20 protein-coding genes are annotated in these 23,322 nt (G+C 69.2%); 19 read left to right on the top strand and 1 reads right to left on the bottom strand.

Translation table 11 applies throughout. The features are described from left to right. Positions 1–34: 34 nt before the first annotated feature. The 7 genes from ABN034_RS01990 to ABN034_RS01960 all read left to right on the top strand — a co-directional run bounded on the left by ABN034_RS01990 (position 35) and on the right by ABN034_RS01960 (position 9,068). Positions 35–376 carry a DUF167 domain-containing protein gene (locus ABN034_RS01990; protein WP_349689239.1) on the top strand — a complete coding sequence of 114 codons (342 nt, stop codon included), beginning with the start codon at positions 35–37 and terminating at the stop codon, positions 374–376. Further along, the gene (locus tag ABN034_RS01985; RefSeq protein ID WP_349689238.1) at positions 376–1,227 is read left to right on the top strand and encodes a TraR/DksA family transcriptional regulator; all 852 of its coding nucleotides are present in this window, start codon (positions 376–378) and stop codon (positions 1,225–1,227) included. The genes ABN034_RS01990 and ABN034_RS01985 overlap by 1 nt, the downstream gene beginning before the upstream one ends. Beyond that, entirely contained in the window at positions 1,200–1,775 is a 576-nt protein-coding gene (lspA, locus tag ABN034_RS01980; protein WP_349689237.1) for a signal peptidase II, read from the top strand. Before ABN034_RS01985 ends, lspA begins: the two co-directional genes overlap by 28 nt. Before the next feature lie 14 nt (positions 1,776–1,789). Then, positions 1,790–2,725, top strand: coding sequence for an RluA family pseudouridine synthase (locus ABN034_RS01975; RefSeq protein ID WP_349689581.1), 936 nt, complete (start codon positions 1,790–1,792; stop codon positions 2,723–2,725). Positions 2,726–2,912: 187 nt separating this feature from the next. Then, positions 2,913–6,440, top strand: a complete 3,528-nt coding sequence (gene dnaE, locus ABN034_RS01970; protein ID WP_349689236.1) for a DNA polymerase III subunit alpha — start codon at positions 2,913–2,915, stop codon at positions 6,438–6,440. A 36-nt stretch (positions 6,441–6,476) separates the two neighbouring features. Further along, complete coding sequence (locus tag ABN034_RS01965; RefSeq protein ID WP_349689235.1) at positions 6,477–7,133, top strand: hypothetical protein; 657 nt, start codon at positions 6,477–6,479, stop codon at positions 7,131–7,133. Positions 7,134–7,178: 45 nt separating this feature from the next. After that, a complete protein-coding gene (locus ABN034_RS01960) occupies positions 7,179–9,068 on the top strand; it encodes a DUF3352 domain-containing protein (protein ID WP_349689234.1) in 1,890 nt (629 codons plus the stop codon). A gap of 151 nt (positions 9,069–9,219) precedes the next feature. On the opposite strand, the gene ybaK is transcribed toward ABN034_RS01960, so the two are convergent. After that, positions 9,220–9,711, bottom strand: a complete 492-nt coding sequence (ybaK, locus tag ABN034_RS01955) for a Cys-tRNA(Pro) deacylase (RefSeq protein WP_349689233.1) — start codon at positions 9,709–9,711, stop codon at positions 9,220–9,222. A 185-nt stretch (positions 9,712–9,896) separates the two neighbouring features. Between ybaK and ABN034_RS01950 the strand changes: the two genes are divergently transcribed. The 12 genes from ABN034_RS01950 to ABN034_RS01895 all read left to right on the top strand — a co-directional run bounded on the left by ABN034_RS01950 (position 9,897) and on the right by ABN034_RS01895 (position 23,197). After that, complete coding sequence (locus ABN034_RS01950; protein ID WP_349689232.1) at positions 9,897–10,883, top strand: aldo/keto reductase; 987 nt, start codon at positions 9,897–9,899, stop codon at positions 10,881–10,883. Positions 10,884–11,053: 170 nt separating this feature from the next. Further along, on the top strand, positions 11,054–12,427 hold the full coding sequence (gene hisD / locus ABN034_RS01945) for a histidinol dehydrogenase (RefSeq protein WP_502878955.1): 1,374 nt from the start codon (positions 11,054–11,056) through the stop codon (positions 12,425–12,427). A gap of 80 nt (positions 12,428–12,507) precedes the next feature. Further along, positions 12,508–13,350: an inositol monophosphatase family protein gene (locus ABN034_RS01940; protein WP_349689230.1), complete on the top strand. Its 843-nt coding sequence runs from the start codon at positions 12,508–12,510 to the stop codon at positions 13,348–13,350. 2 nt (positions 13,351–13,352) lie between these two features. Beyond that, positions 13,353–14,435: a histidinol-phosphate transaminase gene (locus ABN034_RS01935; RefSeq protein WP_349689229.1), complete on the top strand. Its 1,083-nt coding sequence runs from the start codon at positions 13,353–13,355 to the stop codon at positions 14,433–14,435. Next, positions 14,432–15,127, top strand: coding sequence for an imidazoleglycerol-phosphate dehydratase HisB (hisB, locus tag ABN034_RS01930; RefSeq protein ID WP_349689228.1), 696 nt, complete (start codon positions 14,432–14,434; stop codon positions 15,125–15,127). Before ABN034_RS01935 ends, hisB begins: the two co-directional genes overlap by 4 nt. Next, the gene (locus tag ABN034_RS01925; RefSeq protein ID WP_349689227.1) at positions 15,127–15,276 is read left to right on the top strand and encodes a CG2302 family histidine operon protein; all 150 of its coding nucleotides are present in this window, start codon (positions 15,127–15,129) and stop codon (positions 15,274–15,276) included. Before hisB ends, ABN034_RS01925 begins: the two co-directional genes overlap by 1 nt. A 25-nt stretch (positions 15,277–15,301) precedes the next feature. Beyond that, a complete protein-coding gene (hisH, locus tag ABN034_RS01920; protein WP_349689226.1) occupies positions 15,302–15,940 on the top strand; it encodes an imidazole glycerol phosphate synthase subunit HisH in 639 nt (212 codons plus the stop codon). 164 nt (positions 15,941–16,104) lie between these two features. After that, positions 16,105–16,836, top strand: coding sequence for a bifunctional 1-(5-phosphoribosyl)-5-((5-phosphoribosylamino)methylideneamino)imidazole-4-carboxamide isomerase/phosphoribosylanthranilate isomerase PriA (gene priA / locus ABN034_RS01915; RefSeq protein WP_349689225.1), 732 nt, complete (start codon positions 16,105–16,107; stop codon positions 16,834–16,836). 308 nt (positions 16,837–17,144) lie between these two features. Continuing rightward, on the top strand, positions 17,145–19,490 hold the full coding sequence (locus tag ABN034_RS01910) for an HAD-IB family hydrolase (protein ID WP_349689224.1): 2,346 nt from the start codon (positions 17,145–17,147) through the stop codon (positions 19,488–19,490). After that, positions 19,487–20,671, top strand: coding sequence for a zinc-dependent alcohol dehydrogenase (locus ABN034_RS01905; RefSeq protein ID WP_349689223.1), 1,185 nt, complete (start codon positions 19,487–19,489; stop codon positions 20,669–20,671). The genes ABN034_RS01910 and ABN034_RS01905 overlap by 4 nt, the downstream gene beginning before the upstream one ends. Continuing rightward, the gene (gene larAH, locus ABN034_RS01900) at positions 20,668–22,248 is read left to right on the top strand and encodes an NPN-dependent hydroxyacid isomerase, LarAH14/15/16 family (RefSeq protein ID WP_349689222.1); all 1,581 of its coding nucleotides are present in this window, start codon (positions 20,668–20,670) and stop codon (positions 22,246–22,248) included. Before ABN034_RS01905 ends, larAH begins: the two co-directional genes overlap by 4 nt. A 7-nt stretch (positions 22,249–22,255) precedes the next feature. Next, the gene (locus ABN034_RS01895; RefSeq protein ID WP_349689221.1) at positions 22,256–23,197 is read left to right on the top strand and encodes a lysophospholipid acyltransferase family protein; all 942 of its coding nucleotides are present in this window, start codon (positions 22,256–22,258) and stop codon (positions 23,195–23,197) included. The last annotated feature ends 125 nt before the right edge of the window (positions 23,198–23,322 follow it).

Below are 23,322 nucleotides of genomic sequence, written 5' to 3'. Positions count from 1 at the left end.
GGGGTGATCGACGGCGGCGTTGCACACTGTCTGGATGGAGTCGTCGAAACGGATCGCGGTCCGGGTCAAACCGGGTGCACGGCGTACCTCGGTCGGAGGTACGTACACCGGACGTAACGGTTCGTCCCTGGTCGTCTCGGTCACCGCACCCGCGGTCGATGGTCGGGCGAGCGACGCGGCCGGAGCGGCGCTCGCGGCGGCTTTCGGCGTACCAGCGCGGCGGGTCAGCCTGGTTTCTGGACAGCGGAGCCGGGACAAGATCTTCGAGGTGGCCGCGCCCGACGTCGAGGAACGCCTGGTGCGCCTGCTCTCCGGCCGGGATTCCGGTGATCTGGCGGACCGGCGGCCGACCCGGAGCGGACTCGGAGGGCGCTGATGGTCACGCACGACGGCCAGCTGGGGCGTCCGTACGCCGCAAGGAGCGACACGCCCGGCCGGAACTCGGTGACCCGGAAGGCGACCGCGGGGAGAGCTCCGGCCAAGAAGACTCCGGCTAAGAAGGCGCCGGCTAAGAAGGCGCCGGCTAAGAAGGCTCCCGTGAAGAAGGCCGCGGCGAAGAAGGCTCCGGCCAAGGACACGGTGCCGACGAAGGCTTCCGCGAAGAAGGCTCCGGCGAAGAAGGCTCCGACCAAGGAGACGGTGCCGACGAAGGCTTCCGCGAAGAAAGCCCCGGCCAAGAAGGCTCCGGCGAAGAAGACGGTGCCGACGAAGGCTTCCGCGAAGAAGGCCCCGGCGAGGGAGGCCACGGCCAAGAAGGCTCCCGCGAGGGCACCTGCGAAGAAGGCGACGCGCCCGAGGACTGCCGAGACCGGTGCGGACCTCGCCGAACGTGCGCCCACCCTGAAGGTCCGCGCCGACGAGGAGCCGTGGTCGGAGGCGGAGCTCGAGGAGCTCTACCTCCAGCTTCGGGCCGAGGCGGACCGGCTGCGCACCGAACTCGACTCTGCCGCCGTCGAACTCGCCGACCTGCTCCGTGACAGCGGGGACGGCGCGGGTGACGACCAGGCCGATGCGGGCTCGAAGACGTTCGAACGCGAGCACGAGATGTCCCTCGCCGCCAACACCCGCGACATGCTGGCGCAGACCGAGCGGGCGATGGGCCGGATCAGGAACGGTACGTACGGCATCTGCGAGGGCTGCGGCAACCCCATCGGGAAGGCTCGGTTGCTCGCATTCCCGCGTGCGACACTGTGCGTGTCATGCAAACAGAGGGAAGAGCGTCGCTGAACGACGCGGCCGAGGTCGATGATCAGCTGAGGCGACGACGAATCGTCCTCTTTGCGTCGGTGGCCTCCGTCGTCCTCGTCGCGGACGTACTCACCAAGATCGCCGCGACGGCCTACCTGTCCGACCGCGACCCGGTTTCGCTGTGGGGTGGCCTGCTGACGTTGCGGCTGGTACGCAATCCCGGCGCCGCGTTCGGGCTGGCGGAGGGCTACACCGTCGTCCTGTCGCTCGTCGCGCTCGGCGTCGCCGCGGTGGTGATCCGGTTGTCGCGGACGCTCGCGAGCACGGCGTGGGCGGTCGCGTTCGGGCTGTTGCTCGGTGGCGCGCTGGGCAACTTGTCCGACCGCGTCTTCCGCGAACCGGGTTTCCTGCGTGGTCACGTCGTCGACTTCCTCGCACTGCCGCACTGGCCGGTGTTCAACCTCGCCGACAGTTCGATCTGCGCCGCGGCTGCGTTGATCATCCTGATGGCTCTGCGTGGTCGGCGGTGGGACGGCACGATCGAGCGGGCGTCCGCCGAGGACAAGCCGACCGGGGGCGCGGAGTGAGTGCCACACCGGCCATGGGCGACCGCCGGAGCCTCCCGGTCCCCGACGGCCTCGAAGGTGAACGTCTCGACGCGGCGCTGGCGCGGCTGTTCGGCCTCTCGCGTACCAAAGCCGCCGAGCTGGTAGAGCACGGACAGGTCCAGCTCGACGGCGCGCCGGCGATGAAGTCCGCGCGGGTGTGGGCAGGCGCCTGGCTCGAGGTGGAGCTGCCGGCGCCGCAGCCGCCGGTCGCACCCGCGACGGTCGAGGGCATGCGGATCGTGCACGACGACCCGGACCTCGTGGTGGTCGACAAACCGATCGGTGTCGCCGCGCACGCGAGCCCGGGCTGGCGTGGCCCGACCGTCGTCGGGCATCTCGCGGCCGCCGGGTTCCGCGTCGCCACGTCCGGCGCGGCCGAGCGGCAGGGCGTCGTCCACCGGCTCGACGTCGGCACCAGCGGCCTGATGGTGGTCGCGAAGTCCGAGCGTGCCTACTCCGCGCTCAAGTGGGCGTTCAAGGAGCGCCGGGTCGACAAGATCTACCACGCGCTCGTCCAGGGCCATCCCGATCCGTCCCGAGGCACGATCGAGGCTCCCGTGGACCGGCACCCCACCCATGACTACAAGTGGGCGGTCGTGGCGGGAGGCAAACCGGCGGTGACCCACTACGAGACGCTGGAAGCACTGCGGCACGCGTCGCTGCTCGAGATCCGGCTCGAGACCGGGCGTACGCACCAGATCCGGGTGCACATGAGCGCCATCCGCCATCCGTGCGTCGGCGATCTCACCTACGGCGCGGATCCGGTCCTGGCTCGCCGCCTGGGCATCGACCGTCAGTGGCTCCACGCGCATCGGCTGGGGTTCGAGCACCCCGGGTCGGGCGCGTGGGTGGAGTTCGCCTCGCCCTATCCCGATGATCTCGCGGGTGCGCTCGACCAGGCCCGTGCTGACACCGAACGCGTCACCTGAGGCACGAAACGTCACCAGCACAGCGAAATCGGCGTGATCGTTGGAGCCGGTTCACCACCACTCGGCGGGGCGGCTTCGGCCTGTCGGCGGGTGGGCCTAGAGTCGGACTCTCTCCCCAGCCGGCGCCCCGCGCCACGGTCTCCTAGGCGGAGCTGTGGCGTAGGCGGAACAGGAGGCGCATCCGAGCATGGCCGATTCGTTCGTGCACCTTCACGTCCACACCGAATACTCCATGCTCGACGGCGCGGCGAAGCTCAAGGACATGTTCGCCGAGGTCGAGCGCCTGCAGATGCCGGCCGTCGCCATCACCGATCACGGCAACCTGCACGGTGCGTACGACTTCTTCACCAAGGCACAGGCGGCCGGGGTCAAGCCGATCATCGGGCTCGAGGCCTACGTCGCGCCGGAGTCACGGTTCCACAAGGCGCCGGTCCGGTGGGGTCACCAGCACCAGAAGGACGACGACGTGTCCGGTGCCGGTGCGTTCACGCACATGACGATCTGGGCGCGCAACGCCGAAGGTCTGCACAACCTCTTCCGGCTGCAGACCCGGGCGTCGATGGAGGGCTTCTTCCGCAAGCCACGCATCGACCGGGAGCTGCTGTCGGAACACTCCTCCGGCCTGATGGCCACGACCGGCTGCCCGTCGGGCGAGGTGTCGACCAAGATCCGGCTCGGCCAGGAGAAGGAAGCGCTGGAGGCGGCCGGTGACTTCCGGGACATCTTCGGCCGGGAGAACTTCTTCGTCGAACTGATGGACCACGGGATCGACATCGACAAGCGGGCGCGGGCCGGCCTCGAGAAGGTCGCCGGGGAGCTGGACCTGTCCTTCGTGGTGACCAACGACTCCCACTACACCTACGAGCACGAGTCGACCGCGCACGCCGCCCTCCTGTGCGTCCAGACCGCATCGACCCTGGTGGCGCCGACGTTCCAGTTCGAGGGGTCGGGCTACTACCTCAAGCCGGCCGAGGAGATGCGGGGCATCGACAGCTCCGAGGCGTGGCAGGCCGGTTGCCGCAGCACGTTGGCCATCGCGGAGCGGGTCGACACGGCGGGGATGTTCGAGACCCGCAACCTCATGCCGCGTCTCGACGTCCCCGAGGGCCACTCCGAGGAGTCATGGTTCCGCGAGCAGGTCTGGAAGGGGATGGAGCGGAGGTTCCCGGACGGCTACCCCGAGGACTACCGCCAGAAGGTCGAGTACGAGATGAAGATCATCATCCAGATGGGCTTCCCGTCCTACCTTCTGGTGGTCTCCGACTTCATCATGTGGGCGAAGCAGAACGGCATCGCCACGACCACCCGCGGCTCGGCGGGCGGCAGCCTCGCCTGCTATGCGCTCGGCATCACCGACATCGACCCGATTCCGTACGACCTGATCTTCGAGCGCTTCCTCAATCCCGAGCGTGTCTCGATGCCCGACATCGACGTCGACTTCGACGAGCGTCGGCGTGGCGAGGTGATCCGCTACGTCAGCGAGAAGTACGGCGAGGACAAGGTCGCCTACATCGCGACGTTCGGCACGATCAAGGCCAAGGCCGCGATCAAGGACGCCTCGCGGGTCCTCGGCTATCCGTACGCGCTCGGGGACAAGATCACCAAGGCGATGCCGCCGGCGGTGATGGGCAAGGACGTCCCGCTCGCCGGCCTCTTCGACGACAAGCATCCCCGCTACAACGACGCTGGCGAGATCCGAGCGCTCTACGAGCAGGATCCCGACGTCAAGAAGGTGATCGACACCGGCCGCGGGTTGGAGGGTCTGATCCGCCAGACGGGCGTCCATGCCGCGGGGGTGATTCTCTCCTCGGAGCCGCTGATCGACCACGTGCCGATGATGAAGCGGGAGGCCGACGGGGCGATCATCACGCAGTTCGACTATCCGACCTGCGAGACGCTGGGCCTTCTGAAGATGGACTTCCTGGGCCTGCGCAACCTCACCATCTTGAGTGACGCGGTCAAGAACATCGAGTTCAGCCGTGGCGAGAAAGTCGAACTGCTGGAGGTACCGCTCGACGACAAGCCGACCTTCGAACTCTTCGCTCGCGGCGACAACCTCGGCATCTTCCAGATGGACGGTGCCGGCATGCGTTCGCTGCTGCGACTGATGAAGCCGGACAACTTCGGTGACATCTCCGCGGTTCTGGCGCTCTATCGGCCCGGCCCGATGGGTGCCAACGCCCACACCGACTACGCGCTCCGCAAGAACGGCCAGCAGGAGATCATCCCGATCCACCCCGAGCTGAGGGAGGTCGGCGAGAAGCACCTGGGCGAGACCCACGGCCTGATCGTCTACCAGGAGCAGGTGCAGCGGATCGCGCAGGAGGTCGCCGGCTACAGCCTTGGGCAGGCAGACCTGTTGCGCCGGGCGATGGGCAAGAAGAAGAAGGAGGTCCTCGACAAGGAGTTCGTCCCCTTCTCCGAGGGCATGCGCTCCAGGGGTTACTCCGACGGCGCCATCAAGGCGCTGTGGGACGTCCTCGTGCCGTTCTCCGACTACGCGTTCAACAAGTCGCACACCGTGGCCTACGGGCAGGTGGCCTACTGGACGGCCTACCTCAAGACCAACTACCCGGCCGAGTACTTCGCCGCCCTGCTGACGAGCGTGCAGGACGACAAGGACAAGATGGCGGTCTACCTGAACGCCTGCCGCCGGTCGGGCATCAAGGTGCTGCCCCCGGACGTCAACGAGTCCGCGTCCAACTTCACCCCGGTGGGCACCGACATCCGGTTCGGCCTCACCGCGGTCCGCAACGTCGGCCACAACGTCGTCGACGCCATCGTGGCCGCCCGTGAGGCCAAGGGCAGGTTCACCGACGCGGGCGATTTCATGGCCAAGGTACCGGCCACCGCCTGCAACAAGCGGGTCATCGAGTCGCTGGCCAAGGCGGGTGCCTTCGACTCGATGGGGCACCGCCGCCGGGCGCTCGTGCAGTGGCACGAGGACGCCGTTGACTTCTTTGTCGACCAGAAGCGCCAGGAGGCGATCGGTCAGGACTCGCTGTTCGGGTTCGGCGACAGCGACGACGGCATCGACGAGGCGCTGATGGCACCGCAGGTGCCCGACATCGGGGAGTGGGACAAACAAACCCTGCTCGCCCACGAGCGGGAGATGCTCGGGCTCTACGTGTCCGACCATCCGTTGTTCGGCATCGAGCACGTGCTCGCGAGCGCGTCCGACTGCACGATCGGCACGTTGCTGACCGACGAGGAACGCCCCGACGGGTCGATCGTCACCGTCGGCGGTCTCATCACCGGGATCTCGCGCAAGATGACCAAACGCGGCGACCCGTGGGCGATCGTCACCCTCGAGGACCTCGAGGGTGGGATCGACGTGATGTTCTTCCCGTCGACCTACCAGCTCACCGCGCTCCAGCTCACCGAGGACGCGGTGGTGGTGGTCAAGGGGCGGCTCGACCGGCGCGACGACACGCCCCAGCTGATCGCGATGGAGCTGTCGCTCCCCGACATCAGCGCCCAGCAGACCGGACCGGTCGCGATCTCACTGGCCCGCGAACGCTGCACCCCTCCCATCGTCGACCGGCTCAAGGAGATCTTCTCGACCCATCCCGGCATGACCCATGTGCATCTCCACCTGCGCTCGGAGAGCAAGACGCTCGTGATGCGGCTCGAGGACCGTTGGCGCGTCACGCCTTCTCCTGCGCTGATGGGTGACCTGAAGGCGCTCCTCGGGCCGGGGTGTGTCCCGTCCTGAGCTGACCTCAGCACAAGTCCTCTAGGATCTGGCCCGGTGACCACACCGACTCCTCCCAGCCCGGCGATTCCGCCCGAGCGTTCAGCGTTCGACGACGCCCACGGACACGCCGCTGAGGAGTCTCTGTCCGACCGGGGGCGACTTCGGGCGTGCCTGGTGATCGTTCTCACGCTTGCGCTCGCCGGGGTCGGATGCGGGATCGCGTGGGCGGTGCTGGCGCCCGACATCGAGCTGGTCATGACGCAGGTGGGTCCGCTCCCGGCGAGTGAGCTCGACGCCGGCCGGCTCGTGGCGATGGATTCGTGGTACGCCGTGCTCGCAGGAGTGACCGGGCTGATGCTCGGGGCCGTTCTCGCGACGTTCTTCCTCCGCCAGGGTGTGGTGATGGTCGTGGCGCTCATCGCCGGTGCCTGCCTGGCCGCCGTGCTGGCGTCGGCGGCCGGAAGTCTCGTCGCCAACGGCACGGTGGTCTGGACCGCGGACCCGGCCGCGACGGTCGACACGACCGTGGCGGCACCGTTGCGACTCCATGCGTACGGCTACCTGTTCGCCTGGCCGGTCGCGGTGCTGGCTCCCGTCGTACCCCTCGCGTGGCTGGGGTGGTTAGATGACGACCGGCCGGTCGTCATGTCCGCGACGTCACTATCCACAGGTCGCCCGACGGGTCAGCAAGAACCACCTGCTCTGCGCTAGTTTCGTTCAGTCCATCTATTCCGCACCGCCTCGGGGGTGTCCTCCTTGTCGCACGACCAAACACCGCACGATCCGGGTCGACCCGGCTACTCACCGCCGGGTGGTCCCGCCGGACCAGGCGGCCAGCAGCCCTACGGTCCAGGACCCGGCCAGGGAGGTCAGCCAGGGTACGGTCAGCAGCCGTACGGTCAGCCCGGCTACGGTCAGCCCGGCTACGGTCAGCCACAGCAGGGCCAGCAGCCGTACGGCCAGCCGGGCTACGGTCAGCAGCAGGGCCAGCCGGGTTACGGTCAGCAGCAGAGTCAGCCGGGCTACGGCGGACCGGAGCAGGGTGGGCCTGGCGCCTATCCCGGCGGACCCGGACAGCCACCTGGCGGCCCGGGCGGGCCCTGGAACCCCGGGGGTGCGCAGTACGCGCCACCGGTCGAGCCGGAGCGTCGCGGACCCCGGTGGCTGATCATCGCACTCGCCGCGGTGCTCGTCGTGTTCATCGGCGGTGGCGCATGGGCGGTCGCCGCGATGCGCAACAACGGCGGCCAGCCCGAGCAGGTGCTGCCCGGCAGCGCCGTGGGTTACCTCCGCGTCGACCTCAACCCGTCGACCGAGCAGAAGCTCAACATCCTCGGCTTCGCCCGGAAGTTCCCCGACGCCAAGGACCGCCTCGGCAGCGGTGACGACCTCCGCGAGGCATTGTTCGAGGCGATCAAGTCCGACGACGAGGACCTGAAGGACGTCGACTACGCCACCGACATCGAGCCGTGGCTCGGTGACCGGCTCGGCGTGGCTGTCATGCCCGGCACCGACGGCAAGGACGAGGACGCGGTCGCCGCCGTGCAGATCAAGGAGGACGAGGAGACCGTCAGGGCAGCCCTCGACAAGCTGACGTCAGACGACGACAAGACAGGCTACGCGTTCGTCGACGGTTATCTCATCGTCGCCGACACGCAGGCGGAGGCCGACAGGTACGCGACGGCCGGAGCGGAGACACCACTCGCCGACGAGCAACAGTTCAAGGACGACATGGACGCACTCGGCGAGTCGGGCGTCATGTCGTTCTGGGCTGACGCGGCCGAGCTCTCCGAGATGGGCGGTGACGGGGCAGGGCTCCAGCAGCTCCCGATCGGCCCGGCCAAGTCGCCCGGACGGATCGTCGGTGCGCTGAGCTTCGAATCCGATGCCCTGCAGCTCAAGGCCGTCTCCCGTGGCGCTGATGTGCCGGAGCTCACCACCTCGGGCATCAAGCTCGCGGAGCTTCCCGCCACCACCGCCGTTGGCATGTCCGTCGCCGGCGCGGGTCCAGCGTTCGAGCAGGCCTGGCCGCAGCTGCAGAGGCTGGTGCAGCAGGCTGGCCAGGGCGACCAACTCGACTCGTTCGTCCGGGCGGCGGAGCAGCAGTTCGGGATCAAGCTTCCCGCCGATGTGGTGACCCTGCTCGGCGAGGAGCTGACGATCGGGATCGACGAGCGTGGGCTGGAGGATGCGATTCCGAGCGGGGTCGCTTCAAGTTCGTCGGGAACGTCGGAGCCGGGAGCTGCCGGACTGCCGATGGTCGGGCTCAGGTCCACCACCGATGTGGCCAAGGCGAAGCCGCTGCTGCCGAAGATCGACCAGATGATCGCGGCGACGGGTGCTCCGGTCGAACTGGGCAGCGCGACCGGCTCTGACGCTGTCGCGATCGCCACCACCCAGGAATACGCTGACGAGCTGGTCGCCGGCGGTGACCTGGGGGCCAGCGAGAGCTTCAAGGCGGCGGTGGCCGACGGCAGTGACGCCCAGTTCGGCCTGTTCGCCGACCTCGACAAGCTCGAGAAGCTGTATCTCCAGGCGGTTCCTGAGGAAGAGCGCGGCAACCTCGAGCCGCTCAGAGCCTTGGGTGTGTCCGGTTCGACAACGGCCGACGGTGGGACGTTCACCGTCCGGGTGTTGGTCAACTGACCGGTCGAGCCCAGCTCACCAGGCGAGGCGAAGCACGTGGCGGCCGGGAGGCCTGACCTCCCGGCCGCCATCGGCTTTTCCGACCCAGCCGCCGGCGATCGACTGACTGACGACCGCGTTGGCACCTCGGGCGATCCGGGTCGCGAGGCGGTCAGGGCGGGGCTGCCACGCGGCTTGTTCGGGCGTCGGTGAGGCGGATCAGGTCGGACGGGGCGAGCTCGACCTGGAGCCCACGGCGTCCGGCCGATACGTAGAGCGTGGGATGCCGCAGGGCGCTCTCGTCCACGACCGTCGGCAGTCGGCGCCGTCCACCAAGCGGGCTGATCCCGCCCACGACGTAGCCGGTGGCGCGTTCGGCGTCGGCAGGATCAGCCATGCGAATCCGCTTGTGGCCCAGCTCGGCGGCCAACGCCTTGAGGTCGAGCGTCGCGCTCACCGGCACGACCGCGACACAGAGGCCGTCCTCGGACTGACCCAGGAGGGTTTTGAAGATCCTCTCCGGTGAGACGCCGAGGGCATCCGCGGCTTCGATGCCGTACGCCCGAACCGAGGCGTCGTGGTCGTACGGATGCAGCGTGTAGGACACCCCGGCCCGACGCAGGGCCACGACGGCCGGTGTGGGTTGTGCGGTCTTCTTCGCCACCGGCCCAGTGTCCTCTGTCAGAACGGCGACCGCGAATCTCTGCCCGAGGGCATTGGTGTCCTCCCATTTGGTACGGAATCGTCGGGCGGGATTGGCTCGGGTGCCATGGGCCGATCCGCTCTTAGGCTTCCACCGGCCCCTGGTGGGGTTGGGCACAGGAGAGGGACGCCGAGGAAGGAACGCGGATGGAATATCGCACGATCGGCAACGATCCGAAGACACGTCGCGACGTCAGCGTGCTCAGTCTCGGCGCCATGCTGTTCGGCACCGCGACCGACGAGGCGACGTCGTTCGCGATCCTCGACCGCTACGTCGAGGCTGGCGGCACGTTCATCGACACGTCCAACAACTACGCGTTCTGGCAGGACGGTGGCCAGGGTGGGCAGAGCGAGGAACTGCTCGGCCGCTGGATCCGTAGCCGCAACGTCGGGAACGAGATCGTCATCGCCACCAAGCTGGGAGCGCGGCCACTCGCGCCCGGTACGAGCTATGTCGACAACGCGGAAGGCCTTTCCGCCAAGGTGATCCGTGAGTCCGCCGAGCGCAGTCGGGAACGACTCGGCGTGGAGAAGCTGGACCTGCTCTACGCCCACATCGAGGATCCACGCACACCCCTGCAGGAGACGGTCGAAGGTTTCGCGCAGCTCGTCGCCGACGGCACGGTCGGTCTGCTCGGGGTGAGCAACCACTGGGCGTGGCGGGTCGAGCGCGCCCGGAACCTCGCGGCGACGGCGGGACTGCCTGGTTACGAAGTCCTGCAGTATAGCTACAGCTACCTGCGCCAGCGGACCGATCTGCCGGGCGAGCTGTCCCCGGACGGCGACTACGGCGCGGTCGGGAGGGATCTGCTCAGCTACCTGCGCGAAGAGCCGGGCCTCACCCTCGTCGCGTACTCCCCGCTGCTGTCCGGTCGGTACGTACGCGACGACAAGCCATTCGGACCGGAGTTCGACCACGCCGGAACGCCCGTACGCCTGGCCGCGCTCCGCGAGGTGGCCGCGGAGACCGGTGCCACGCCGAACCAGGTCGTCCTGTCGTGGTTGATCGGAGGCGACATCCCGGTCATCCCGCTGGCTGGCGCGTCCTCGCTCGCTCAGCTGAACGAGAACCTTGTCGGTGTCGACCTGAAGCTCACGTCGGAGCAACGCGCCAAGCTGGACGCAGCTCATTAGCCCGCCGCCAGCCGTCCCGGCTCGCGGCGGGGAGCCGAAAGGGCGCGCCACCAACCTCGCATTTCGGCTTCATCCGGTCTGGCCCTCATCGTCGCCTTGTGGGCCTACGGGTCGCGCCATCTGGTGAGGAGCGGGGCGGTCCTGCGGGGCCCTCTAGACTCGGTGGGGTGATGCGTCGTATCGATCTCCGTGGCCGGCTCGCCCGAGGCGAGGCCCTCGACTATCGCGCGCTCGTTCCGCGCGCGGAGTTCGACGTGGAGGCAGCCATCGACGAGGTGCGCCCCGCGATGGCCGACGTCCGCCATCGCGGGGTCGAGGCACTCCTGGAGATCGCCAGTCGCGACGGCATCGAGGTCACCGACCTCCTGGTGCCCTCCGAGGCGCGTTCCGAGGCGTTGTCCGAGCTCGACCCGGACGTCCGCGCCGCGTTCGAGGAGTCGATCCGGCGGCTGCGCATCGTGAGCGAGGCCGAGATCGAGGACGACCAGAGCGTCGAGGTCGTCCCAGGTGGCCGGGTCACCTCGCGGTTGGTGCCGTTCAAGCGAGTCGGTGTCTACGTGCCCGCAGGCGTCACGGCGCTGGCCTCGACCGTACTGATGAACGTCGTACCGGCGCAGGTCGCCGGCGTCGACAGCATCGCGCTGGCTTCGCCAGCGCAGGCGGAGTTCGGTGGCCGACCCCACCCGACGATCCTCGCGGTGTGTGCGCTGCTGGGCATCGACGAGGTCTACGCCGTGGGCGGCGTGGGTGCGGTGGCGATGTTCGCCTACGGCACCGAGCAGTGCCCGCCCGTCGACTTCGTGGCCGGCCCGGGCCGGATCACCACGGTCGCCGCCAAGCGGCTGGTCAAGGGTCTGGTGGGTATCGACTCCGAGGCCGGACCGAGCGAGATCCTGATCTTCGCCGACGACACCGCCAGTCCCGTCCACGTCGCAGCAGACCTGATCAGCGAGATCGAGCACGGCGAGCAGGCCGCGGGTGTGCTGGTCACGCCCAGCCAGGAGCTAGCCGAGGCGGTTCAGCGCGAGCTCGCCGTCCAGCTCCCGCAGGCCAAGCACGCCGAGCGGATCGCTGCCGGGATGGCTGGCGAGCAGTCAGGCATCGTCCTGGTCGACGACCTCGAGCAAGGCCTCGACGTCGTCGACGCGTACGCATCCGAACACGTCGAGGTGCTCACTGCCGACGCCAGAAGCTGGGCGGCCCGGATCCGTAACGCCGGCGCGATCTTCATCGGGCCGTGGTCCCCGGTCCCGCTCGGCGACTACTGCGCTGGCTCCAACCACGTCCTTCCCACCGGCGGATGTGCCTGCCACTCTTCGGGGCTTTCGGCGCGCAGCTTCTTGAAGACCGTCCACGTCATCGAATACGACGAGTCGGCGTTGCGCGACGTCACGCCGCACGTGACCGCGATGGCCGACGCCGAGGATCTGCCGGCCCACGGCGCGGCGGTGCAGGTCCGGTTCGCTGGGCAGCCCGGATCCGCTGGGCATTCCGGATCCGCTGGGCATTCCAGGTTCACTGGGCATCCCGATGGGTATGCCTGAGTGCCCACCCGCCCACCGAGCCGCGCCTTCTGCGCGACACCGAGCCAGCGGAAGACACCGAGCCAACGAAACGAGTTCTCATGACCCCACCGGCCGATGACCGGAACCCCACCGACGTGACTCCCACCGACCGCACGCCCTCGGAGGTGGCGAATGTCAACGGGGACCTGCGCGACCTCGCTCTGGCCGCCGCGCAGGCGGGTGCGCACGCCATCCTGCGGGAGCTGCGCAACGGAAAGGTCGAGGTCGAGACCAAGTCCCACGACGCCGACTTCGTGACGACCGCGGACAAGGCGGCCGAGCGGGCGATCCTGCGGATGGTGCTGGCTGTCCGACCCAACGACGCCGTGCTCGCGGAGGAGTCGGGTATGCACGCCGGGGACAGCGGCGTCCGCTGGCTGGTCGATCCGCTCGACGGAACCATGAACTTCGTCCACCGCCGTCATGACTACGCCGTCTCCGTCGGGGTCGAGCAGGCCGGGCGGATGGTGGCCGGTGCGATCGTACGACCGGCGGACGGGCAGTGGGCGGCGGCCGGGGGAGACGAGGCGTTCGGGCGGGACCTGATGCCGAAGGTCTCCGCCACCGCCGACCTCACCGACTCCCTGGTCGGCATCGGTCTGCCGAGCCCGATGGAGCAGCGGGTGCGGGTCCATCACTTCCTCGGCGATCTCATGCACGCGGCGCGGGACTACCGGCGGAGTGGCTCGTCAGCCTGTGAGCTGTTGTCGGTGGCCCTGGGGGCGCAGGAGGGCTACCTGGGCTTCGGCGTCAACATGTGGGATGTCGCCGCCGGGATCGCGCTGGTGGATGCGGCCGGCGGCACCAGCCAGTGGGTGACGACGGCGACCGGGCTCGAGGTGCTGGTCGCAGGTACCCCGCAGGTCACGGAGGCCCTCGTCGGAATGGTGAAGGTGATCTGAGGATGGGCCAGACCTTGGCGGATCTGCCGCTCCGGGACGAGCTACGCGGTGAGGAGCCCTACGGAGCGCCGCAGCTCGACGTCCCGGTCCTGTTGAACGTCAACGAGAATCCCTACCCGCCCTCGGACGCTGTCGTCGCCGACATCGCGGAGTCGGTCGCGGAGGCGGCCCGCGGGCTCAACCGCTATCCCGACCGGGAGGCGCTGGGGTTGCGGGCAGACCTCGCGGCGTACCTCGGCCACGACCTCACACCGGCCCACGTGTGGGCGGCGAACGGGTCCAACGAGGTGATGCTGCAGATCCTGCAGGCCTTCGGCGGTCCGGGCCGGCTGGCGCTGTCGTTCGCACCGACGTACTCCATGTATCCGGAGTACGCCCGCGACAGCTGCACCACCTGGCTGACCGGGCGCCGGGCCGAGGACTTCACGTTGGACCCCGGCCATGTGGTCGAGCAGATCCGTACGCACCAGCCGGCGGTGGTCCTGCTCGCCTCGCCGAACAACCCCACCGGCACGGCGTTGTCGCTCGACCTGATCGAGACCGTGTGCGGTGTGGCGCCGGGGATCGTGGTCGTCGACGAGGCGTACGCGGAGTTCCGCCGGGACGGCACCCCCAGCGCGCTGACTCTCCTGCCCGCCTATCCCCGGCTGATCGTCACCCGCACGATGTCCAAGGCGTTCGCCCTCGCCGGAGGCAGGCTCGGCTACCTCGCCACGGACCCGGCGATCGTCGATGCTCTGCGCATCGTGCGACTGCCCTACCACCTGTCCGCCGTCACCCAGGCGGTGGCGCGGGCGGCGCTGCGGCACACCGGCGAGCTGCTCGCCCGGGTCGCTGAGCTGCGGGAGCGGCGCGACGAGACAGTCGAGTGGCTTCGCGGGCTGGGTCTGACCGTCGCAGACACCGATGCCAACTTCGTACTGTTCGGGACGTTCGACGACCGCCACGCGCTCTGGCAGAGCCTGCTCGACAAGGGCGTCCTGATCCGGGAGACCGGGCCGGACGGCTGGCTGCGGGTCTCGATCGGATCGGCGGAGGAGATGGCGGCCTTCCGGACCGCCCTGCGGGAGGTGCTCGGACGGTGAGCACGGCGAGGGGTAGCGGGCGTCGTACGGCGAGGATCGAGCGGACGACCAAGGAGAGCAAGGTCGTGGTCGAGCTCGACCTCGACGGCAGCGGGCGCGTCGACGTGTCCACCGGCGTACCGTTCTACGACCACATGCTCGACCAGCTCGGCCGGCACGGGCTCTTCGACCTCACGGTCCGCGCGCAAGGCGACGTTGACGTCGATGTCCACCACACCGTGGAGGACACGGCGATCGTCCTGGGGCAGGCGTTTCGCGAGGCGTTGGGTGACAAGCGCGGCATCCGGAGGTTCGCCGACGCGACCGTACCGCTGGACGAGGCGCTCGTGCACGTGGTCGTCGACGTGGCCGGCAGACCCTACTGCGTCCACACCGGGGAGCCGGACGGTCAGGCCTACGCCATGATCGGTGGGCACTTCACCGGGTCCCTGACACGGCACGTGCTGGAGACATTGGCGTTCCACGCGGTGATCTGCCTGCACGTCCGGGTGCTCGCCGGGCGGGATCCGCACCACATCGTCGAGGCACAGTTCAAAGGTCTCGCCCGCGCGCTCCGCGACGCCGTGGCGCTCGACCCGCGCGAGACCGGGGTGCCCAGCACGAAGGGCACGCTCGATCCGCGCGAGGGCGGCGCTGGCGAAGGCGACGCTGGCGAGGGCGGCGGTCCCGCGCAGCGGAAGGGAACGTTCTGATGCAGTTTCTGTACTTCGCTCTGGCCGGGGTGCTGTTCGGCGGCGTGATCGCGACGTACCGGCAGAAGCGGCCGATCTGGGTGTCGCTCGTCCTGCTCGTCCTGGCCGGTGTGTTCCTCTGGATCGGGCAGAAGGAGATGAGCCTGTGACCGCGTTGATCTCTGGCAGCCACCGATGAACGCACCGAAGGTGGTCGTGCTCGACCACGGGTCGGGCAACCTGCGTTCGGCCGAGCGAGCGCTCGTCCGGGTCGGTGCCCAGGTCGACGTCACGGCGGACTACGGGGCCGCGATGGACGCTGACGGGTTGGTGGTGCCGGGCGTCGGCGCGTTCGCGGCCTGCATGAGCGGCCTGCGTGCGGTGCGCGGCCACCAGCTGATCGGTCGCCGTCTCTCCGGCGGACGGCCGGTGCTCGGCATCTGCGTCGGCATGCAGGTCCTGTTCGACCGTGGTGTCGAACACGGCGTCGAGGCCGAGGGGTGCGGCGAGTGGCCGGGAACCGTCGAACGCCTGAAGGCGCCGATCGTCCCGCACATGGGCTGGAACGTCGTCGAGGCTCCCACCGGCTCGGTGCTCTTCGCCGGCATCGAGGACGAGCGTTTCTACTTCGTCCACTCCTATGCCGTACGCCACTGGGAGCTGTCGGGTGGTGGCCCGTTCCGGGATCCACTGGTGACCTGGACGCCGTACGACGGTGACCGGTTCGTGTCGGCGGCGGAGAACGGTCCGCTGTCGGCGACCCAGTTCCACCCGGAGAAGTCCGGCGACGCCGGCGCCCAACTCCTCGCCAACTGGCTCGCCACCCTCCGCTGACCAGGCTCTGCTGACCGGCCTCCGCTGACCGGCCTCCGCTGACCGGCCTCCGATCTGACCAGGCTCCGATCTGACCAGCCTCCGGCCAGCAGGTCGACCGACTGGCCGGTCCCGATCCGACCGCTCTCAGGCGGGCCGTCAGACGGAAGGTAGCCTCGCGGACCATGAGCCTCGTACTTCTCCCTGCGGTGGACGTCGTCGGTGGCCAGGCGGTCCAGCTTGTCCAGGGTCGAGCCGGTTCCGGCGGCCAGTACGGCAGCCCGCTAGACGCCGCCCTCGCCTGGCAGCGGGCAGGTGCGGAATGGGTCCACCTGGTCGATCTCGACGCGGCGTTCGGACGCGGTGACAACCGCACTCTGCTCGCCGAGATCATCAACCGGCTGGCGGAGCTCGGTGTCAAGGTCGAGTTGTCAGGTGGCCTCCGCGACGACGACGCGTTGCACTGGGCGATGGGCACGGGATGCGCTCGGGTCAACATCGGCACAGCCGCGCTGGAGAATCCCGAGTGGTGTGCGAAGGCGATCGCGGAGTACGCCGACCGGGTGGCGATCGGGCTCGACGTCCGCGGCCGCACACTGGCGGCCCGCGGATGGACGCAGGAAGGCGGTGACCTGTTCGAGACGCTCGCCCGGTTGGACGGCGAGGGGTGCGCGCGTTATGTCGTCACCGACGTCAACAAGGACGGCATGCTGCAGGGGCCGAACCTCGAGCTGCTGCGTTCGGTGTGCGCGGCCACGGACCGGCCGATCATCGCGTCCGGTGGAGTGTCGACGCTCGACGACCTGCGAGCGATCGCCGACCTGGTGCCGCTCGGGGTCGAGGGGGCGATCGTGGGCACCGCGTTGTACGCGGGCGCTTTCACGCTCGAGGAGGCGCTTGCGGCGACCCGGGCCTGAGAGCGCCGGGGTTCCATGATCATGAAGGAGATTCGGTCCGTACAACCACTGGACCTTCATGATCACGATCATGATCACGGAGCTGGGGCGGGTCAGGGACCCCGGACTACCACGTGCAGATGATCAGCGGCGCCTGGCCCCTGGTCAACCCTCCCGCACACCGTTTCCGGCCGCCAGTCGTGGGCGGCTCGGAGGGCGGCCGAGGCCGTCGGGATATGGTGTGGCGAACCGGCACCTAGTGCACGACACCCCAGTGCACTCTCGGGTCCGTCGGCGACGGCCAGCAGCCTCGATCAAGGGGGAGACGCGTGCAGCTCAGGGAGCGCCTCGGGGGGAAGCGGATGCTTCTCACCGGTGTCACCGGCTTCGTCGGCGAAGCCCTTCTGCACCGCATTCTCGGAGAGCTGCCCGACACGCACGTGGTCGCCCTCGTCCGGCGCAAGGGATCGCTCACCGGCCGCGCCCGGATGGAACAGCTCCTCGCCAAGCCCATCTTCGAGTCGGCCCGCGAGCAGTACGCAGGCGAGGCCGGCGCGCTCATCGACGCCCGGATCACCGTCCTCGAAGGCGACCTCGCCGACGTCCCCGAACTGCCGGCCGACCTTGACATCGTGATCCACTGCGCGGGTGACGTGTCGTTCGACCCTCCGATCCACGAGGCGTTCGAGACCAACGTGCTCGGCACCGAGCGGCTGCTGCGCAGGATCCTCGACAGTGGCAGCGATCCGCACTACGTCCATGTGTCCACCGCCTACACGGCCGGTCGCCGGCGGGGCGCGATTCCCGAGGCGAGTGTCGAGCACGACGTCGACTGGCGTACGGAGGCCAGGTGGGGCATCGCGATGCGCGACCGGATCGAGGAGACGTCGAGGTCACCTGGCGTCCTCTCGCGCCTGCGCAGGGAGGCCGAGCGGGAGCACCGCCGCGCCGGTCCGATCACCTCGGCCCAGGACGCCGAACGCCGGCGCAAGGAGTGGGTCGACAAGAAGCTCGTGCAGGCCGGTGGGGAACGCGCGCGGTCGCTCGGGTGGACCGACGTCTACACCTTCACCAAGGCGATGGGCGAGCGGGTCGTCGAGGAGATCGCCGCGCCGTTGCCCGTGACGGTCGTGCGGCCCAGCATCATCGAGAGCGCGCTGCAGATCCCGCATCCCGGCTGGATCGAGGGCTTCAAGATGGCCGAGCCGCTCATCCTGGCCTATGGCCGGGGCGAGCTGCCGGAGTTCCCCGCCAGCCCGGACGGCGTCGTCGACATCGTGCCCGTCGACCACGTGGTCGGAGCGACCCTGGCAGCGGCCGCCGCGCCGCCTCCGCCAGGCAGTCCGGCGTACTTCCACGTCTCGTCCGGCGGTCGCAACCCGTTGACGTTCAGCCGGCTCTACGAGCTGGTGCGGGCGTACTTCGACGAGAACCCGTTCGACATGAGCGAGCGCGGTGCTGTGCGTCTGCCCACGTGGCGGTTCCCCGGCGGTGAGAACGTCGACCGGCTGCTCGTCATGAGCGAACGCGCCCACAAGGTGGCCGACTGGGCCGTCCGGCACGCCCCGCGCGGCGAACGTATCCGCAAGATCGCCCGCGAGCTCGACCAGCAGCAACGTCGGCTCGACTTCCTGCGCCGCTACCTCGACCTCTACCGGCCCTACGCCGAGGCCGAGCTGCACTTCACCGACGACAAGACGATGGAGCTCTTCCGTAGTCTCGAGGCCGAAGACCAGGAGGCGTTCGCGTTCGACACGTCCGTCTTCGACTGGAAGCACTACCTCGTCGACGTGCACTGTCCGAGTGTCACGGCGTCGATGCGGCAGTACGACGTCGTACGCCGGCGCCGGGGCCGAAGCGCCCCCACCGTGGCGAAGGAGCTTCCGCAGGGTGGGGAGATCCTGGCGGCGTTCGACATGGACGGCACGCTGCTGTCGAGCAACGTCGTCGAGACCTATCTGTGGCTCCGACTGCCTGAGCTGGGCCGTGACGGCAAGCTTCGCGAGGTCGCGACGATGCTGCACAAGCTGCCCGGCTTCCTTGCCGCCGAACGCCGGGACCGGGGCGGATTCCTCCGCGCGGTCTACAGGCGCTACCGGGGCGCCGACCTTGCCGAACTGGAGCGGGTCGTCGACGAGGTGCTTGCCCAGCACGTTCTCGAACGCGTGTCCGCCGCGGCCCTGCGTCGCGTCCGCGCTCACCGCGCGGCCGGGCACCGCACGATCCTCATCACCGGGGCGATCCGGCCGCTGACCCGGCCGCTGTCCGAGCTGTTTGACGAGATCGTCGCCGCCGACCTGGCCGTCGACGAGCACGGGCGCTGCACCGGCTACCTCTCCTCACCACCGCTGGTGGGGGAGTCGCGGGCAGCGTGGCTCAAGTGGTACGCGGGCCAGAACGGATTCGAGCTGCCGCGTTCCTATGCCTATGCCGACAGCCACTCCGACCTGCCGCTGCTGCGGGCCGTGGGCCGGCCGGTGGCCGTGAGCCCGGACGTCCATCTGTGGCGGGAGGCGCGCAAGGGACGATGGCCGGTCGAGGACTGGCGTACCTCCAGCGCGGTCTCGCGACTGACGATGCCGACCCGTGAGTTCGGTACCGAGGAGTTTGGCACCCGGCCGCCTGGTGCGCTTGACCTTGGCGCCCGCGAGTCCAGGGGGGAGCTCCGCTCATGATGCTCGCTCTCGAGATGTACCGCTCGCTTCCCCGCTACGTCGCCGCCCGTGCAATGGGGGGCCGGATCCCCGGCATCCTCACCGGTCCCGCCGCGCCCGTACGCCTGGTCACCCGCGACGAGCCGCGCCTGGCCGCGCCGGGATGGGCCCGGGTGAAGCCTGTCCTGTCGGGGATCTGCGGCTCGGACCTCGGCGCGCTGTTCGGCCAGACCAGCCTCTACTTCTCCGCCCTCGTGTCAATGCCGTTCGTCCCCGGCCACGAGGTCGTGGGGGTCCTGCAGGACGACTGCGACGACCTGCCGAAGGGCACCCGGGTCGTGCTCGATCCCGTCCTGTCCTGCGCGGCGCGGGGGGTGGAGCGGTGCGAGTCCTGCGCCTCCGGGCAGACCAACCGCTGTGACCGGATCACGGTGGGGCACGTCTCGCCGGGACTCCAGACCGGCTACTGCGCCGATACGGGCGGAGGCTGGGGCGGCGTCCTCGTCGCCCACCGCAGCCAGCTCCACGCCGTTCCGGAAGGACTGTCCGACGAGCGCGCGGTTCTGGTAGAGCCGTTGGCCTGCGCTGTCCACACCGCCCAGCGTGCCGAAGTTCCGGACGGTGGTTCGGTGCTGGTGTCGGGCGCCGGTGCGGTGGGGCTCTTCGCCACCCTGGCGCTGCGGGAGCTCACGAACGCCGGCCGGATCAGTGTCGTGGCGAAGCATCCTCGGCAGCGGGAGCTTGCCAGGGCGTTCGGGGCGTCGGACATCGTGGCTCCGGACGAGGTGCCGGCGCGGGTACGCCGTGCGACGCAGGCGTTCCGCCTCGCCCCGGAACGCAGCGCGGAGTTCCTCCTCGGCGGCGTCGACGTCGCGGTCGACGCGGTGGGCAGCAAGGACTCCCTCGGCACGGCTCTGCGGGTGACGAAGGCGGGCGGCCGGGTGGTCGTCTCGGGGATGCCGTCGACCGGCGCCGACCTGTCACCGGTGTGGTTCCGCGAGCTCACCGTCGCGGGAAGCTACGCGAGCCGGGGTGGCGACGCGTTCGACAAGGCATTCGACCTGGCGGCATCCGCGTCCCTCGACGGGGTGGTCGGGGGCAGGTACCCGCTCTACCGCTGGCGGGAGGCGCTCGACCATGCGCACTCGGCAGGAAGGTTGGGCACGGTGAAGGTGGCGTTCGATCTAAGGAGCAGCAGGTGAGCCGACCAGGATTCGTACTCGAGGTCGACGACCGCACTCCGCCGCTCCTCGTCCACGAGGGCGAGGGGTTCCGGCTGGAGAAGTTCCCGATCGGGACCAGGGTCGTGTACTCACCGGAGTCGCTGCCGGGCCTGCACGACGTCGACGGCGCGATCCGGCAGGCGCTGGAGAGCCCGCAGAACTCTGAACCGCTCCGCGCGTTGCTTCGGCCCGGCATGAAGCTGACGATCGCCTTCGACGACGTCTCGCTGCCACTGCCTCCGATGCGGCGTCCCGACATCCGGCAGCGGGTGATCGAACAGGTTCTCACCTTGGCCGCGGAGGCCGGTGTCGACGACGTGCAGATCATCGCCGCGCTGGCGCTGCACCGGCGGATGATGCCGAGTGAGCTGCAGCACGCGCTGGGGGAGCGGGTCTACCGTTCGTTCGCGCCCGACGGCCTGCTGTACAACCACGACGCCGAGGATCCCGACAACCTGGAGTTCATCGGGACCACCGACCACGGCGAAGAGGTCGAGATCAACAAGCGGGCCGCGACGTCGGACCTGCTGGTCTACGTCAACATCAACATCGTCCCGATGGACGGCGGCCACAAGTCGGTGCCGATCGGACTCGCGTCCTACCGCTCGCTGCGACACCACCACAACACCCACACGATGGTGCACTCCCGGTCCTTCATGGACGCGGAGAAGTCCGCCATGCACCACTCCGCCTGGCGGATGGGGCGGCTGCTCAAGGACCACGTCAAGATCTTCACGATCGAGACGACGCTCAACAACAACGTCTTCCCGGCGCCGTACGAGTTCATGAACAAGCGCGAGTGGGAGTGGAGCGTCCGTGACCAGGCGTCGATGCTTGCCGCCAGGCGCGGACTCGCGGTGGCGCCGAGCAAGCTCAAGAGCCGGATCTTCCGCAACGTGCGCTCGCCCTACGGCATCACCGGGGTGCACGCCGGTGAGACCGAGGCCGTGCACGAGAAGACCCTGGCGACCGTCTTCCGCCAGCAGGCGGTCGAGGTCCAGGGCCAGAGCGACGTCCTCATCATGGGCGTGCCCTACCTCGGGCCCTACAACGTCAACGCCGTGATGAACCCGATCCTCGCCACCTGCATGGGACTCGGGTACTTCTTCAACTCCTACCGCGGCCAACCCCTTGTGCGTAAGGGCGGAGCGGTCATTCTCTACCACCCGGTGCCGTACGAGTTCAGCCAGCTGCACCACCCGAGCTACGTCGACTTCTTCGAAGAGGTGCTTGCCGAGTCGACCGACCCCGCGACGATCGAGCAACGCTTCGAGAAGCAGTACGCCACCGACCCGTGGTACATCCACCTGTACCGCACGTCGTACGCCTACCACGGCGTCCATCCGTTCTACATGTGGTACTGGGCGGCACACGCCATGGACCATGTGGGTGACGTGGTGTGGGTCGGCGGCAATCGCAAAGCCGTGCAGCGGATGGGATTCCGGTCGGCGTCCACGCTGGCCGATGCGCTGGAGATGGTGAGCGGCACGGTGGGATCCTCACCGTCGATCACCTACACCCACAATCCACCCCACCTCATCTCGGATGTGCGGTGAGTGGGTCGTGAGCGGCAACGGAAGTAGGAACCCAGCGCGGTTCGTCAAGGAGACCGTGCGGGAGGTACGCCTGGTCGCCCGCGGCTGGCGGTGGGGGCGCCGACCTCTGGTGCCGCGGAGCGCCGAGCCGTACCAGCTGCCCAAGCCACAGTCCATCTTCCCCACCGCATGGGCGCGCAAGCCGGCGGCCAACGCCGTCCGCGACGTGGTACAGCGCGCTGGGCTCCGCCCATTGTTGCGTTCGACGGTGACGCCGCAGGCAACGGGACTCGACGTGTTGACGAGGGTCCGGACACCGGTGCTGTTCGTCGCCAACCACACCTCCCACCTGGACACGCCGCTCATCCTGTGCTCGCTTCCCGACGAGTGGCGCCGACGGACCGCCGTGGCTGCCGCGGCGGACTACTTCTTCGACACCTGGTGGCGGGCCACCGGATCGGCGATGGTGTTCAACACGTTCCCGATCGAGCGGCGTGGCGGCACGCTCTCGGCGACGCCGGGCGACCTGCTCGACGAGGGCTGGAACGTCGTCGTCTATCCGGAGGGGACCCGATCGCCTGACGGTTGGGGTGGGCGGTTCCGGATGGGCGCCGCCTGGCTTGCCGTCGAACACAAGGTGCCCGTCGTGCCGATCGGGATCCGCGGATCGTACGCAGCGATGCCGCGCGGGCGGGGCTGGCCACGACCCGGGCGCCTGCCGGTGCGGGTGCGCTTCGGTGAACCGATCTGGCCGGGTGACGACGAGTCGCCGCGCGTGTTCAGCCCGAAGATCCGCGCCGCTGTGGCGCGCCTCCTCGACGAGGACGCGACGAACTGGTGGGACGCGACCCGCCGGGCGGCACGGGGAGAGACACCTGACCCGTCCGGTCCGCCTGTGGCGTCGTGGCGGCGGATCTGGGCCCAGACCGCTCCACCGGTGGAAGGTCGTCGCCGCGGCGCCTGGAAGTGACGAGCCGCTCCTCCCGTCGTGACAGGCTACGCACCCACGTAGCGCTTTCGACTGCCGCGCCCGTTGGCGGCCTGGGTTTCGATGAGGGGCACCTTCATCCAATAGGTTGGGACGAAGGGACCCTT

The organism is Actinopolymorpha sp. B11F2, assembly GCF_040195635.1.
Classification (GTDB): domain Bacteria; phylum Actinomycetota; class Actinomycetes; order Propionibacteriales; family Actinopolymorphaceae; genus Thermasporomyces.
Note: the sequence above shows the minus strand (reverse complement) of the source record. Positions and strands in the feature narration are given on the sequence as shown.